This is a genomic window from Amycolatopsis sp. NPDC051371, from assembly GCF_040682155.1.
Classification (GTDB): Bacteria; Actinomycetota; Actinomycetes; order Mycobacteriales; family Pseudonocardiaceae; genus Amycolatopsis.
Map to the genome: position 1 here is coordinate 61504 of NZ_JBFBAG010000015.1, position 14535 is coordinate 76038.

12 protein-coding genes are annotated in these 14535 nt (G+C 71.7%); 8 read left to right on the top strand and 4 right to left on the bottom strand.

All coding sequences use genetic code 11. The annotated features are described in order from the left end of the window. Nucleotides 1-131: 131 nt before the first annotated feature. Genes AB0M59_RS19945 through AB0M59_RS19970 form a run of 6 tightly spaced genes read left to right on the top strand, consistent with a single transcriptional unit; the run spans nt 132 to nt 8933 of the window. Nucleotides 132-2180, top strand: a complete 2049-nt coding sequence (locus AB0M59_RS19945; RefSeq protein ID WP_364616937.1) for a molybdopterin-dependent oxidoreductase — start codon at nt 132-134, stop codon at nt 2178-2180. Beyond that, entirely contained in the window at nt 2177-3604 is a 1428-nt protein-coding gene (locus AB0M59_RS19950; protein ID WP_364616939.1) for an FAD-dependent oxidoreductase, read from the top strand. The genes AB0M59_RS19945 and AB0M59_RS19950 overlap by 4 nt, the downstream gene beginning before the upstream one ends. Then, nucleotides 3601-4992, top strand: coding sequence for a nitrate/nitrite transporter (locus tag AB0M59_RS19955; RefSeq protein WP_364616941.1), 1392 nt, complete (start codon nt 3601-3603; stop codon nt 4990-4992). The genes AB0M59_RS19950 and AB0M59_RS19955 overlap by 4 nt, the downstream gene beginning before the upstream one ends. Before the next feature lies 1 nt (nt 4993). Continuing rightward, nucleotides 4994-7501 (top strand): nitrite reductase large subunit NirB, encoded by a 2508-nt coding sequence (gene nirB / locus AB0M59_RS19960; RefSeq protein WP_364616943.1) that lies wholly within the window; start codon nt 4994-4996, stop codon nt 7499-7501. Next, the gene (gene nirD, locus AB0M59_RS19965) at nt 7498-7839 is read left to right on the top strand and encodes a nitrite reductase small subunit NirD (protein WP_364616945.1); all 342 of its coding nucleotides are present in this window, start codon (nt 7498-7500) and stop codon (nt 7837-7839) included. The genes nirB and nirD overlap by 4 nt, the downstream gene beginning before the upstream one ends. After that, on the top strand, nt 7836-8933 hold the full coding sequence (locus AB0M59_RS19970) for a uroporphyrinogen-III synthase (RefSeq protein ID WP_364616947.1): 1098 nt from the start codon (nt 7836-7838) through the stop codon (nt 8931-8933). Before nirD ends, AB0M59_RS19970 begins: the two co-directional genes overlap by 4 nt. A 127-nt stretch (nt 8934-9060) precedes the next feature. On the opposite strand, the gene AB0M59_RS19975 is transcribed toward AB0M59_RS19970, so the two are convergent. After that, the gene (locus tag AB0M59_RS19975; protein ID WP_364616948.1) at nt 9061-10158 is read right to left on the bottom strand and encodes a crosslink repair DNA glycosylase YcaQ family protein; all 1098 of its coding nucleotides are present in this window, start codon (nt 10156-10158) and stop codon (nt 9061-9063) included. A gap of 9 nt (nt 10159-10167) precedes the next feature. Then, nucleotides 10168-10563 (bottom strand): DUF3224 domain-containing protein, encoded by a 396-nt coding sequence (locus tag AB0M59_RS19980; protein WP_364616950.1) that lies wholly within the window; start codon nt 10561-10563, stop codon nt 10168-10170. A 63-nt stretch (nt 10564-10626) separates the two neighbouring features. Here AB0M59_RS19980 and AB0M59_RS19985 point away from each other — a divergent pair, with 63 nt between their 5' ends. Both AB0M59_RS19985 and AB0M59_RS19990 read left to right on the top strand, forming a co-directional pair. Further along, complete coding sequence (locus tag AB0M59_RS19985; protein ID WP_364616952.1) at nt 10627-11595, top strand: YafY family protein; 969 nt, start codon at nt 10627-10629, stop codon at nt 11593-11595. After that, nucleotides 11588-12409: a uroporphyrinogen-III synthase gene (locus AB0M59_RS19990; RefSeq protein WP_364616954.1), complete on the top strand. Its 822-nt coding sequence runs from the start codon at nt 11588-11590 to the stop codon at nt 12407-12409. Before AB0M59_RS19985 ends, AB0M59_RS19990 begins: the two co-directional genes overlap by 8 nt. 130 nt (nt 12410-12539) lie before the next feature. On the opposite strand, the gene AB0M59_RS19995 is transcribed toward AB0M59_RS19990, so the two are convergent. Then, nucleotides 12540-13199 carry a DUF899 family protein gene (locus AB0M59_RS19995; RefSeq protein ID WP_364616956.1) on the bottom strand — a complete coding sequence of 220 codons (660 nt, stop codon included), beginning with the start codon at nt 13197-13199 and terminating at the stop codon, nt 12540-12542. Then, on the bottom strand, nt 13199-14530 hold the full coding sequence (locus AB0M59_RS20000; protein ID WP_364616958.1) for an MFS transporter: 1332 nt from the start codon (nt 14528-14530) through the stop codon (nt 13199-13201). Before AB0M59_RS20000 ends, AB0M59_RS19995 begins: the two co-directional genes overlap by 1 nt. Nucleotides 14531-14535: the final 5 nt, after the last annotated feature.

The window sequence follows — 14535 nt, forward strand, 5'->3', positions numbered from 1 at the left end:
TGGACGCGGATCTCACCGGGCGGGCGGCGGACACACCGCCGTAATGTCAACTGCCTGAAACATTCGGTCGATTCCGAGTAACACGGCCTCCTTAGCGTCAGGGCAATCCCCGAACCGCCGAGGAGGTGCCCGTGCCGCAGGTCGACACCCACTGCCCGTACTGCGCGCTGCAGTGCGGGATGCGCCTCGACGGCGTCCGCGTGACGCCGCGGGACTTCCCGGTGAACGCCGGCGGCCTGTGCCAGAAGGGCTGGACCTCCGGGTCTCTCCTCCGCTCGCCGCGGCGGCTGACCACCCCGATGATCCGCGTCGACGGCGCGCTCGAGCCCGTCAGCTGGGATTTCGCTCTCGACTTCGTCGCCCGGAAGCTCGCCGACCTGCAGGAACACCACGGGCCCGATGCGGTCGCGGTCTTCGGCGGCGGCGGGCTGACCAACGAGAAGGCCTACCTGCTCGGCAAGTTCGCCCGGGTCGCGCTCGGCACCTCGCAGATCGACTACAACGGCCGCTTCTGCATGTCCTCGGCCGCCGCGGCGGGGATCAAGGCCTTCGGCGCGGACCGCGGGATGCCGTTCCCCGTCACGGATCTCAAGAACGCCGACGTCGTGCTGCTCGCCGGGGCGAACCCGGCCGAGACGATGCCGCCGTTCACCCAGCACCTGCGGGGCGCCGACCTCATCGTCGTCGACCCGCGGCGCACCCCGACCGCCGAGCTGGCGAGCCTCCACCTGGCCCCTGCGCCGGGCACGGACCTCGCGCTGGCGCTGGGCATCCTGCACGCAGTCGTCGAAGGCGGCTATCTCGATCAGTCCTATGTGGACGAGCGAACCGGTGACTTCGACGCCATGTGGCGGATCGCCGCGTCGTGGTGGCCGGAACGCGCCGAGCGCGTCACCGGCGTCTCGGCCGCCGACATGCGCCTCGCCGCCGCGAAGCTCGCCAACGCCCGTAACGCCTACATCCTCACCGCCCGCGGTACCGAGCAGCACGCCACCGGGACCGCGAACGTCGGCGGCTGGATCAACCTCGCCCTCTCGCTGGGCCTGCCCGGCCGCGAGGGTTCCGGCTACGGCTGTCTCACCGGCCAAGGCAACGGCCAGGGCGGCCGCGAGCACGGCCAGAAGGCCGACCAGTTGCCCGGTTATCGCAAGCTCGACGACCCGGCCGCGCGCGAGTACGTCGCCGGCGTCTGGGGCGTCGACCCGGACAGCCTGCCCGGACCCGGCCGGAGTGCCACCGAGCTGCTGGACGCGCTGGGCACCGATGAGGGCCCGAAGGCGCTGATGGTGTTCGGCAGCAACGTCGTCGTCTCGGCGCCGCGGTCGGAACGCGTCCAAGATCGGCTGTCCGCTTTGGACTTGCTGGTCGTTGCCGACTTCGTGCTGTCGGAGACCGCGGCCATGGCCGACGTCGTCCTGCCGGTCACGCAATGGGCCGAGGAGGACGGGACGCTCACCAACCTCGAGGGCCGGATCCTGCTGCGACGCAAAGCCATCGACCCGCCGGTCGGCGTTCGGTCCGATCTGGACGTCCTCAACGGACTCGCCGAGCGGCTCGGGCAACCGGCCGGTCGGTTCCCGACCGACGCGGAGACGGTGTTCGACGAGCTGCGGGTCGCGTCCAAGGGCGGGATCGCCGACTACTCCGGTGTCAGCTACGACCGCCTGCGCGACGGAGAGGCCCTGCACTGGCCGGTCCCGGAGACCGACCACCCCGGCACCCCGCGGATGTTCCTCGACGCCTTCGCCCACCCAGACGGCCGCGCGCGGTTCGTGCCGGTCGAGCACACCGGCCCCGCCGAGCTGCCGGACGACGAGTTCCCGCTGCAGGCCACGACCGGACGCGTGTTGCAGCACTACCAGTCGGGTGCGCAGACGCGGCTCATCCAAGAGCTGAACGACGTCGTCCCGGAGGCGTTCGTCGAGGTCCACCCCGACACGGCCAAGCGCGCGGGGCTCGAAGAAGGCGACCAGGCGAAGGTCCGGTCGCGCCGTGGCGAGACGGTCGCACGCGTCCGGTTCGTCCAGTCGCTCAAGCCCGACCTCGTCTTCCTGCCCTTCCACTTCCCCGGTGAGCAGCGCGCGAACCTGTTCACCAACCCGGCGCTCGACCCGGTCAGCCGGATGCCGGAGTTCAAGGTGTGTGCCGTTTCCCTGTCTACTGTGGATGGTGCCGCATGAGCCCCCGTGAAGTCGTCATCGTCGGGTACGGCATGGCCGGCGCCCGGCTGGCCGACGAGATCCGCCGTCGCGACCCGATCGCCGAGCGGGTCCGCCTGACCGTGCTCGGCGCCGAAAAACACGCCGCCTACAACCGGGTGCTGCTGTCCGCCGTCGTCGCCGGGGGGATGAGCGCGGAAAGCGTCCGCCTGCACGACGACGAATGGGCCGCGCGCCACAACATCGACCTGCGGCTCGGCGTCGACGTCACCCGGATCGACCGCGAGAAGCGCTGCGTCGAACTCGGCGACGGTTCCACCGTGGACTACGACGCGCTCGTGCTGGCCACCGGCGCCAACCCGTGGATCCCGCCCGTCGAAGGCCTCGAAGCCGGGCCGGGCGTGGTCGCCTTCCGCAGCCTCGACGACTGCGCCAAGATCCTCGACGCCGCTCGCTTCGGCGCGCCGGTTGCGGTGCTCGGCGGCGGCCTGCTCGGCCTCGAAGCCGCCCGCGGCCTGGCCGGGCGCGGTAACCAGGTGACCGTCGTGCACCCGCTCGGGCACGTCATGGAACGCCAGCTCGACCCGGCCGCCGGGCACGTGCTGGCCCGGCAGCTCACCGACATGGGTGTGACGTTCCGGTTCGGTGCCACCGCCGCCCGTTACCTGCCCGGCGACGGCCTCAAGCTCGACGACGGCACGCTCGTCCCGGCCGACCTGGTCGTGGTGGCCGCCGGCGTCCGCGCCGAGACGAGCCTGGCCGCCGACGCCGGCCTCGACGTCGACATGGGGATCCTCGTGGACGACGTGCTGCGCACCAGCGACGGCCGCATCCACGCCTTGGGCGACTGCGCCCGCCACCCGGGGGCCCCGGCCGGGCTGATCCAGCCGGCGTGGGAGCAGGCCGAGGTGCTCGCCGACGTCCTGACCGGCACGAACGCGGCCGCCCGCTACCGCGGCACGACGGCCGTCACCCGGCTCAAGGCCCGCGGCATCGACCTCGCCGCGCTGGGCGAGACGCAGCTCGAGGCCGGCGCCCCGGACGTCGAGGTGCTGACCTTCAACGACCCCACCGGCGGGCGGTACGGCAAGCTCGTCGTCCGCGAAAACCGCGTCACCGGCGCGATCCTGCTGGGCCTGCCCGACGCGGCCGCGTCGATCACCCAGTTCCACGACCGCGGCACGCTGCTGCCCGACGACCGCCTCGCGGTCCTGCTGGGCCGTGCGCTGCCGACCGGCAGCGCCCCGGCGGCCAGCCCGGCCGACCTGCCCGCGGCGGCGGTGATCTGCCGCTGCAACAACGTCACCAAGGGCCGGCTGATCGAAGCCTGGAAAGCCGGGGCCACCGACACTCCCGCACTGGCGCGGGCCACGCGAGCGACGACGGGCTGCGGCGGGTGCACGGACACCGTCGGCGGCATCGCGAACTGGCTCGCGGCGCAATGACCGAACCGACCCGCACTGAGGAGAACACCGTGGCGCACCAAGGCAAGCACTGGATCGAGCACTGGGAACCGGAGAACGAGGAGTTCTGGGAAGCGACCGGGAAGAAGATCGCCCGCCGCAACCTCTGGTTCTCCGTGCTGGCCGAGCACATCGGCTTCTCGGTCTGGACACTGTGGTCGGTCATCGTCCTGTTCATGGGGCCGCAGTACGGGTTCTCCGCGGCCGACAAGTTCCTGCTCGTCTCGACGCCGACGCTGATCGGCGGCCTGATGCGGCTGCCCTACACGTTCGCCGTGGCGAAGTTCGGCGGTCGCAACTGGACGGTCGTCAGCGCGGCGCTGCTGCTCATCCCGACGACCCTGGCGGCCATCGTCCTGCACCCCGGGACGTCGCTCGGGACGTTCCTGCTGGTCGCGGCCCTCGGCGGGGTCGGCGGTGGCAACTTCGCGTCGTCGATGACGAACATCAACACCTTCTACCCGGAGAAGCACAAGGGCTGGGCGCTCGGCCTCAACGCCGGCGGCGGGAACCTCGGCGTCGCCGCGATCCAGCTGGTCGGGCTCCTGGTGATCGGCACCGCGGGCGCGACCGCGCCGCGGATCGTGCTCTACGTCTACGTCCCGCTGATCGTGGTCGCGGCGCTCTGCGCGTACTTCTACATGGACAACCTCGCCACGGTGAAGGGCGACACCAAGGCGATGCGCGAGGTCGTCAAGGACCCGCACACCTGGGTGATGTCGTTCCTCTACGTCGGCACGTTCGGCTCGTTCATCGGCTACAGCTTCGCGTTCGGCCTGGTGCTGCAGAACCAGTTCGGCCGCACCCCGCTGCAAGCCGCCGCGGTGACGTTCCTCGGCCCGCTGCTCGGCTCGCTCTCGCGGCCGGCGGGCGGGTGGCTGGCCGACCGGATCGGCGGCGGCAAGATCACCTTCTTCACGTTCATCGGGATGGCGCTGGCCACGGTCGTGCTGATCCTGGCGTCGACGTCGAAGTCCCTGACGCTGTTCACGGTCGCCTTCATCGTGCTGTTCGTGCTCACCGGCGTCGGCAACGGCTCGACGTACAAGATGATCCCGGCGATCTTCCGCGCGAAAGCCCGCACGGCGATCGCGAACGGCGCCGAAGAGGCGGCCGAGCTGCTCAAGGCGCGACGGCTGTCGGGTGCGCTGATCGGCCTGGCCGGCGCGATCGGCGCCGAGGGCGGCCTGTTCATCAACCTCGCGTTCCGGCAGTCGTTCGCCGACGCGAAGAGCGGCGTGCCCGCCTTCGTCGGGTTCCTGGTCTTCTACGGGCTGTGCTTCGCCGTCACCTGGGCGGTCTACCTGCGCAAGCCCGCCGAACAGCCCACGAGTGAGCGCGGTCTGGCGCTCGCGGGAGCGGAGGTCTGAGATGCCCACCCTGGTCGTCGCCGGACACGGCATGGTCGCCCACCGGCTCGTGGAGGCGGTGCGTGCGGAAGACCCTTCGGGGAACTGGCAGGTCGTCGTCCTGTCCGAAGAGCCGCGCCCGGCGTACGACCGGGTGGCCTTGACGTCCTATGTGGACACCTGGGACCCGGCCGCGCTGGCGCTGCCCGGATCGGACTACGCGGGTGACCCGCACGTCGACCTCAGGCTAGGCGAGCTGGCCGTTTCGGTGGACCGGGACGCTCGCACGGTCACCGCTGCGTCCGGGGCGTCGGTGTCCTACGACGCGCTGGTGCTGGCCACCGGCTCGCGGCCGTTCGTGCCGCCGGTGCCCGGCCACGACCTGCCCGGCTGCTTCGTCTACCGGACCATCGAGGACCTCGACGCGATCCGCGCGGCGGCCGTCGACAAGCCGGGACGCGGGCGGCGCTCGGCCGTCGTCATCGGTGGTGGCCTGCTCGGCTTGGAGGCCGCGAAGGCGTTGCGGGACATGGGACTCTCGCCGCACGTCGTCGAGATGGCGCCGCGGCTGATGCCCTTGCAGGTCGACGAAGGCGGCGGCTCGCTGTTGCGGCGGCTCATCAGCGGGCTGGACGTCACCGTCCACACGGGAACGTCGACGGACGCGATCGAGGCCGACGGCTCCCGGCTGCTGGCCAAGCTGGGCAACGGCACCGAGCTGGACGTCGACCTGGTCGTGTTCTCCGCCGGTGTCCGGCCGCGCGACGACCTCGCCCGGCAGTCCGGTTTGGCCGTCGGCCCGCGGGGCGGGGTGCTGACCGATACTTCGTGCCGGACCAGCGATCCGGCGGTGTACGCGATCGGCGAGTGCGCGGCCGTCGACGGTCGCGTGTACGGCATCGTGGCGCCCGGCTACGCGATGGCGGAGATCGTCGCCGCCCAGCTCACCGGCGGGTCCGGGGAGTTCCCGGAGCCGGACACGTCCACGAAGCTGAAGCTGATGGGCGTCGACGTCGCTTCCTTCGGGGACGCGCACGCGCAGACCGAAGGCGCGCTGGAAGTCGCCGTCAACGACGCCGTCGCCGGCACGTACAAGAAGCTCGTGGTCACCGACGACGGCAAGACGCTGCTCGGCGGCGTGCTCGTCGGCGACGCGACCGAGTACAACACGCTGCGTGCGCTGGTCGGCCGTCCGCTGCCGGCCGAGCCGGGCGCGATCCTCGCCCCGGCCGGCGGCGGTGCCGCGGTCGGCGTCGACGCGCTGCCGGACGCAGCGCAGATCTGCTCGTGCAACGCGGTGTCCAAGGGGGCGATCACCCGCGCGATCCACGAGGACGGCTGCGACACCGTCCCGAAGCTGAAGGCCTGCACCCGCGCCGGCACCGCGTGCGGCTCGTGCGTCCCACTGCTCGGCAAGCTGCTGACGGCGTGCGGCGTCGAGCAGTCGAAGGCCGTGTGCGAGCACTTCCCGCAGTCGCGCGCGGAGCTGTTCGAGATCGTCCAGGCCGCCCGGATCACGACGTTCAGCGAGCTGATCGGCCGCTACGGCTCGGGCAGCGGCTGCGCGGTGTGCAAGCCGGCGGTCGCGTCCATCCTGGCCACCCTCGGCAACGGGCACGTGCTCGGCGGCGAGCAGATGACGCTGCAGGACACCAACGACCGGTACCTGGCGAACCTGCAGCGCAACGGCACGTACTCGGTCGTCCCGCGGATCCCCGGCGGCGAGATCACGCCGGAGAAGCTGATCGTCATCGGCCAGGTGGCGCAGGAGTTCGGGCTGTACACCAAGATCACCGGCGGTCAGCGGATCGACCTGTTCGGGGCCACCGTGGACCAGCTGCCGCTGATCTGGCGCAAGCTGGTCGACGCCGGGTTCGAGTCCGGGCACGCGTACGGCAAGGCGCTGCGCACGGTGAAGTCGTGCGTCGGGTCGACGTGGTGCCGCTACGGCGTGCAGGACAGCGTCGGGCTGGCGATCGAGCTGGAGCTGCGCTACCGCGGGCTGCGGTCGCCGCACAAGCTCAAGTCGGCGGTGTCGGGGTGCGCGCGGGAGTGCGCGGAGGCGCGGAGCAAGGACTTCGGCATCATCGCCACCGAGAACGGCTGGAACCTCTACGTAGGCGGCAACGGCGGCACGACGCCGCGGCACGCCGACCTGCTCGTGTCCGATGTGGACACCGAGACGCTGATCCGGACCATCGACCGGTTCCTGATGTTCTACGTCCGCACGGCCGACCGGCTGCAGCGGACGGCGCCGTGGATCGAGGAGCTCGACGGTGGCCTCGACCACCTGCGCGCGGTGATCGTCGACGACTCGCTCGGCATCTGCGAAGACCTCGACGCGGCGATGGCCAAGCACGTCGACAACTACGCCGACGAGTGGAAGGGCGTCCTCGAGGACCCGGAGAAGCTGTCCCGGTTCACCTCGTTCGTCAACGCGCCGGGCGCACCCGACCCGGCCATCTCGTTCCGCTCGGAGCGGGAGCAGAAAGTGCCTGTGATGCTGGGAGTTCCGGAGGTGCGGCGATGACGACGTCGGTTCGGACCTGGACGGCGGTCTGCGCCGCCGGCGCGGTGCCCGAGTACGCGGGAGTGGCGGCACTGCTCGACGGCGGCGTGCAGGTGGCGATCTTCCATCTGCCCGGCGATCGCTGGTACGCACTGTCCAATTGGGACCCGTGCAGTGGCGCTGCGGTGCTTTCGCGCGGCATCGTCGGCGACGCGGGTGGGGTTCCGGTGGTCGCCTCGCCCGTCTACAAGGAACGGTTCGCGCTCGACAGTGGACAGTGCCTGGACGCCGAGGGTGTGACGGTTCCGGTGTACGAGGTGCGCGTGCGAGAGGGCGTGGTCGAAGTGGAGAGCCCGTGATCCTGCCGCTGACCGGGTTCGTGGTCGGCATCACCGCGGCGCGCCGGGCGGACGAGCTCGGCGCGCTGCTGGTGCGCAAGGGGGCGAGCGTCCGCTACGGCCCGGCGATCCGGATCGTGCCGCTGACCGACGACACGGAGCTGCGCGCGGCGACGTCGGCGCTGCTCGAGTCGCCGGTGGACGCCGTGGTGGCGACGACGGGCATCGGCTTCCGCGGCTGGCTCGAGGCGGCCGAGGGCTGGGGTCTGGGCGACGCTCTGCTGTCGCACCTTTCGTCGTCCGCGCTGCTGGCGCGCGGGCCGAAGGTGACTGGCGCGATTCGGGCGGCCGGTCTTTCGGAGGCGTACTCGCCGGCGTCGGAGAGCAACGCGGAGTTGTTGCAGCACTTGATTTCTTCGGGCGTCTCGGGCAAGCGGATCGCGGTGCAGCTGCACGGCGAGCCGCTGCCGTACTTCGTGGACGCCCTGCGCGCGGCCGGGGCGGAGGTCATCGAGGTCCCGGTGTACCGCTGGGTCGGCCCGGTGGACCCCGGCCCGGTGGATCGGCTGCTCGACGGGGTGCTCGACGGGTCGATCCACGCGTTGCCGTTCACGAGCGCCCCGGCGGTGGCTTCGCTGGTGGCGCTGGCCCGCCGCACGGGCCGGCTGCCGGGGCTGGTCTCGGCGTTGTCGGGCCCGGTCGTCGCGGCGTGCGTCGGCCCGATCACGGCCGGCCCGCTGGCGGCTTTGGGGGTGCCCACGGTGCAGCCGCACCGCGCCCGGATCGGGGCGCTGGCCCGGACCGTGTCGGAAACGCTGCTGGCGCGGTCGCCGCGGTTCTCGGCGGGTGGGCTGTCGATCGAGCTGCGCGGCCAGTCGGCGGTGGTGGACGGCGAGTGGCGCGAGGTGGCCCCGGCGCCGATGGCGTTGTTGCGGGCGTTGGCGGCTTCCCCGGGGCGGGTGGTGTCGCGGCGCGAACTGATCTCGGCGTTGCCCGGCGGAGGGGAGGAGCACGCGGTGGAGACGGCGATCGGCCGGCTGCGGACGTCCCTGGGAGGCGGGCGGGTAGTGCAGACGGTGGTGAAGCGCGGCTACCGACTGGCCGTGGACGCCTGAGTTGCACACAGGCTTCGCCGGATGTGGACAACTTCGCGGCTCCGGGCTGGTCCGCGCATTTTTGTCCGGCCGCGGCGGTACGCTGGACAAGGGCACGCCCCCCCAGGGAGGGCGGGGGTCGGCCGCGTCAGCCGACCCAGGTGACCGCGTACTTCTCGAATCCCCGTGCCGCCGCCACCCGGGCCGCCTCCGCCTCGGCGTCCTCGCGGATTCCCGGGCGCAGCGGGTCGAACGCCGTCACCGTGAACGCCAGCTTCGCGCCGCTGCCCTTCGTCCGCCACGTGCCCGCGATGTCGCCGTCCGCCAGCAGGGCTCCCGGGTTGCCCAGCATCTTCCAAACTTCCTTGCGCCGCGCGGGGTCCGGGACCAGCAGCGCCTTGTCCCGCGCCTGGATGAACGGGTCCAGCGGCGGCAGCAACCGCACGACGTCCGGCTCCGACGGGTTCTCCAAGGCCTTCAGCCGGTCCGCGGGCAGGTACCGTTTCTTCCCCTCGACGTCGACCGAGGCCAGGTCCGACGGCCACGTCTTGTCCACGACCGCTCGCGCCGTCCCGACGAACTCCGCCGCTTCCCCCGGCGACGCCGGCCCGTTGAGCCGCAGGTACGACTCGACCACCGAAGTCGCGGCGGCGACGTCGGGGGTGCGACGCATCCGGCCGCGTCCCTCGAGGGGCGCCAACGTCGCCGGGGAAGCGCCGGCGACCAGGCGGACACCCGCGTGCGGCGCCGCGATGCGCATCAGCTGCTCCTGGATGTGCGTCGCGTTGCAGCCGCGGCACCAGCGGGAGAACTCCGGCGGCAGCTTCTTCGTCACCGCCGTGCTGACCGCGCCCTTCGTCATCTCCTTCGTGACGACGGCACGGAGGGCCGCGGCCGCCGTGAAGACCACGTCGGCCGCCGCGAGGCCGGTCGCTGCCAGGTCCTTGCGCTGCCACAGCATCCGGGCCAGCGCGTCCGCGTCGTCGAGGGGCACCAGCGCTCGCGTCACCTCGGCGAGGTCCAGGTGGTAGTGCGGCGCGCCCCGCAACGTCCACGCGAGCACGAGCCGCGGGTCGTCGACCGGCGCCGCGGGTGCGTCGAGCCGGGCCACGAGAGCGAGCAGCGCGGTGTCGCGCATGCTGTCCTGCAGCCCGGCCCGGACGACTGCGAGGTCGGCGACGTCCTTCGCGGACCGGTGCAGCCCGTGCTCGGCGATGCGGTAGGCGAGTACCTGACGACGGTCCACGTGCGACTCCTAGAACGTGTACTCGAAGGTGTACCCCATCTTCTCCTCACCCATCGCGCCACCGACGGTGCCGCTCCCGGTGAGTCCCGCCAGCGCACCGGTGCCGGAGCCCGGCACGACGCTGAACGTCGACGCGATGCCCTGCGCGTCGAACGTGAACTCGTGCTTCACGACGAACGTCCCTTCGCGACCGTCGACCTTGCCCTCGAAGCGCTCGAAGCTCGGCGACGTCGTCGTGCCACTCTCGTAGCCTTCGCCCGCGTAGTACAGCAGGAGATCGCAGATCGACTCACCCTCGATGACGCCGTCGTAGGCCATCGTGGCGTGCGCGTACGCGACCCGCGGTCCATCCGAGGCGCCGCTGACGATGTTCTCTTCCCAGTTCTTCATGGTGAATGCGTTCATGGGGACCACCCTGCCGGGCATACCTGTCAGCTTGTGTCAGGTATTTCTGCCAAACTGACATTCATGCGCGCCAGCCGGCTCCTGTCCGTCCTCCTCCTGCTGCAGAACCGCGGGCGGATGACGGCCGAAGAGCTGGCCGAGGAGCTCGAGGTCTCGGTGCGGACGGTCTACCGGGACATCGACGCGCTGTCGGCGTCCGGCGTCCCGGTGTACGCCGATCGCGGCCGGACCGGCGGGTATCGCCTGGTCGACGGCTACCGCACCCGCCTCACCGGGATGACCGAGGAGGAGGCCCAGTCGCTGTCGCTGGCCGGGCTGCCGGTGGCCGCGGCCGAGCTGGGTCTCGGCACCGTGCTGGCCGCGGCGCAGCTCAAGCTGTACGCGGCGCTGCCGCAGGAGCTGCGAGACCGCGCGGGACGCGTCGCCGAGCGGTTCTACCTGGACGTCCCCGGCTGGCACCGGGGCATCGAAAGCCTGCCGGCGCTGTCGGCGATCGCCGACGCCGTGTGGTCGTCGCACCGGATCCGGATCCGCTACGAACGGTGGGGCCAGCGCGTCGTCGAGCGGGACGTCGAGCCGCTGGGGTTGATCCTGAAGGCGGGCAACTGGTACCTCGCCGGCCGCTGCGAGGGCACCGACCGCACCTACCGGATCTCGCGGGTGCTGGAGCTGACCGACCTCGGCGAGGAGTTCGAGCGGCCCGCCGGGTTCGACCTGGCGGCGTACTGGCAGGAGTGGTCCGAGCAGTTCGAACGCCGGATGTTCCCGCGCGTCGCCGTGGTGCGGCTGTCGCCGCGGGCGCAGGCTCTCGTACCGTTCTACGCGGGTTCCGTCGGCGCCCGCGCGCTGCGCGCGGCCACCGGCGAGCCGGACGCGGACGGCTGGCTCACCGTGGAGCTGCCGGTGGAGCCGGGCGAACCGGCCATCGGCGAGCTGCTGCGGTTCGGGTCGCACCTGGAGGTCCTGGAACCGGCGGACCTGCGGGCGGAGCTGGCCGAAGCGATCGAGCGGATGGGTGCGTTCTATGGGTGAGCTGGACGGGATCGCGATCGGCGTGACGGCCGAGCGCCGGGCCGAGGAGTTCATCGGAGCGCTCGAACGCCACGGCGCCGACGTCCGCCACGCCCCGACGATCACCATCGTGCCCTTGGACGGCGACCCCGAGTTGAAGGACGCCACCCTGAAGCTCGTGATGTCTCCGGTCGACATCACGGTCGTGACGACGGGCGCGGGCTTCCGCGGCTGGCTCGACGCGGCCGAGGGCTGGGGACTCCGGCAGCCGCTGCTCGACCGCCTGCGGGAATCGCGGATCTACGCGCGCGGGCCCAAGGCGGTGGGCGCGGTCCGCGGCGCCGGCCTGCGCGAGACGTTCTCGGCCGAGTCGGAGTCCAACGCCGAGCTGTTCGAGGCCGTCGCGGCGGCGGGAGTGCTCGGGCAGCGGACGGCCGTCCAGCTGCACGGGACGCCATTGCCGGAGTTCACGGCGCCGCTGGTGGAGGCCGGCGCCTGGCTGGTGGAGGTGCAGCCGTACCGGTGGACGTCGCCGCCGGACGTGACACCGGTCTACGAGCTGATCGACGCGGTCGTGGCCGGCGAGCTGGGGGCGATCGCCTTCACGAGCGCCCCGGCGGCGGCGAACTTCCTGACCCTGGCCCGCACGTCCGGCCGCTACCAGCAGCTGCTGGAGAGGTTGCGCGGCCCGCTCGTGGTCGCGTGCGTCGGCCCGGTGACGGCGGCGCCGCTGGAGGCCGTCGGCGTCGAGACGCTGCAGCCGGAGCGGCAACGCCTCGGCGCCTTGGTGAAGCTTCTGGTCACGACACTCGGGGCGTCGCTGTCAAGCGAATAGGCGGCTTACGGCGCGAGTTGTCCACATCGGGTTCGGCTATCCACAGATTTGCCTCGTCACCCGTTTGTGGGTGGGTGGGCCGATAGACTGGAGCAGGGCACGCCCCCCTGGGTGAGGCGGGGCGTCGGTCCTAGGGGGTGGGCAGAAGCGGCCACCCCTCCGGTGAGTCCTCCCAGGACTCCTGACGGCCGAACAGCGTCAGGTCCATCAGCGCGTAGCTGTAGTCCATCGCTTCCACGCCACGGCGTTTCGTCCAGTACGTCTCGAAGACGCGGTCGCCGTCCCGCAGGTAGCAGACGAGGTGGAACAAGCCGATCTCGCGCCCGACCAGCAACGTGTCCAGGGACGGCTGCGCCGAGTACCACGGCATCTGCCAGTCCATGAAACTCCGGTAGCGCAAGCTTTCCGCGTACGACGTCCGTGCGTCGGCCGGTTCGGTGGAGACGTTGCGGCCCTGCGAGAACACCGCGTACGTGATGTCCCGCGAATGCAGGCTGGCCAGTTCCGCGACCTGGTTCGCGTAGAACGTGCAACCCTCGCACTGCTCCGCCGCGGGCCGGCCGGGGTTCCACATGAAGTAGTACGCGATGAGCTGACGGCGGCCTTCGAACGCGTCGAGCAGGGTGACCGGCCCGTCGGGGCCGAGCAGCTCGAGCGTGGCGTCGACCTCGACGACCGGCAGGCGCCGCCGGGCCGCGGCGATCGCGTCGCCTTCGCGGGTGTGGGCCTTTTCCCTGGTGCGCAAGCGATCCAGCTCGATTTGGAAGGTGGATCGGTCGACGATGTCCATCACGGCTCCTTCAGCTTGACGGTGATCAGGACGGCGCTCGCGAGCGTCGCGGCCGCGGCGACGCCCAGCGCGAGGTGGGTTCCGCCGTGTACGGCGACGGCGCTCAGAATCGGGATGCCGACGGTGATCCCGACCTGCTGGGTCATCGACGTCAGCCCGGTGGCCAGGCCCTGCTCCTCGTCGGGCAGCCCGGACGTCGCGGTCACCGTGAACGCCACGATCGCGGACACGTGCCCGAAGAACCCCACGAACAGAGCGGGAACCAGAATCAGCAAGGCCGTGCGGTCCGGGCCGAGGAACACCAGCGGCAGCGTGGCCAGCGCCTGCACGACGAGCCCGGCGACCAGGAGAACCCGGCTGCCGAAGCGCCCGACGGCCCGCCCGGCGAGCACGCCGGCGGCCACCGAGGCCAGGCCCGGGACCCCGAAGACGAGGCCGGTGACCAGCGGCGACAGCCCCAGGACCCGCTGCAGGTAAAGCGTGGTCAGGTAGATCACCGCGGGTTCTACGGCGAAGAGGACCAGGCCGCCGAAGTTGCCCCACTTCACCGTGCGGCGGGCCAGGATCCGCGGCGGCACCAGCGGGGCGGGCGAGCGTCGTTCGACCATCGCGAAGGCGACCAGCAGCACGACCGCGGTGATCGCCGCCACGAGACTCGATGCGATGACCGCGTAGACGAGCGCCAGCAGACCGCCGCTGACCGTCACCGCGCCCGGCAGGTCCGGCCGCGTCCGCCCGGGCCGCGTCGACTCCGCCACGACTCGCGAGGCGATCAGGATCGCGGCGGCCACCGGGACGTTGACGAAGAACGCCGCGCGCCAGCTCAGCAGGTCGACGAGCGTGCCGCCGGCCAGGGCGCCGACGGTGAAGCCGCCGGAGAGCAGCGCGCCGTTGAGACCGAGGACGCGCTCGCGCCCGGCTCCTTCGGCGAACGTCGTGGTCAGTAGGGACAGCGCCGCGGGCAGCGTCATCGCGGTGGCGAAGCCCTGCAGCGCGCGGGCCGTGAGCAGCAGTTCCGGGGTCGCGGCGAAACCGCCCAGCAGCGACCCCGCGGCCAGCAGCGCCATGCCGGACCGGAACAACCGGCGGCGCCCGAGCAGGTCCGCGAGGCGGCCGCACACCAGCGTGAACCCGGCCGCGGGCAGCACGAACGCCGTGCTGACCCAGGGCAGTGCGCCGACGTCGAGCCCGACACCCGCGCCGACCTGCGGCAACGCGACGTTCAAGATCGAGAAGTCGATGGACAGGAGGAAGCCCGCGCCGAGCAGCACGACCAGGGCGGTGCGCTGCTTCGGCGTGAAACGGGCAGGGGGTAGCGCAACGACAGACATGAGAA

Excerpts from the sequence above, each read along its gene's own strand:
- AB0M59_RS19950 (WP_364616939.1), top strand. The coding sequence starts at position 2,177 with ATGAGCCCCCGTGAAGTCGTCATCGTCGGGTACGGCATGGCCGGCGCC.
- AB0M59_RS19955 (WP_364616941.1), top strand. The coding sequence starts at position 3,601 with ATGACCGAACCGACCCGCACTGAGGAGAACACCGTGGCGCACCAAGGC.
- nirB (WP_364616943.1), top strand. The coding sequence starts at position 4,994 with ATGCCCACCCTGGTCGTCGCCGGACACGGCATGGTCGCCCACCGGCTC.
- nirD (WP_364616945.1), top strand. The coding sequence starts at position 7,498 with ATGACGACGTCGGTTCGGACCTGGACGGCGGTCTGCGCCGCCGGCGCG.
- AB0M59_RS19980 (WP_364616950.1), bottom strand. The coding sequence starts at position 10,563 with ATGAACGCATTCACCATGAAGAACTGGGAAGAGAACATCGTCAGCGGC.
- AB0M59_RS19985 (WP_364616952.1), top strand. The coding sequence starts at position 10,627 with ATGCGCGCCAGCCGGCTCCTGTCCGTCCTCCTCCTGCTGCAGAACCGC.
- AB0M59_RS19990 (WP_364616954.1), top strand. The coding sequence starts at position 11,588 with ATGGGTGAGCTGGACGGGATCGCGATCGGCGTGACGGCCGAGCGCCGG.
- AB0M59_RS19995 (WP_364616956.1), bottom strand. The coding sequence starts at position 13,199 with ATGGACATCGTCGACCGATCCACCTTCCAAATCGAGCTGGATCGCTTG.
- AB0M59_RS20000 (WP_364616958.1), bottom strand. The coding sequence starts at position 14,530 with ATGTCTGTCGTTGCGCTACCCCCTGCCCGTTTCACGCCGAAGCAGCGC.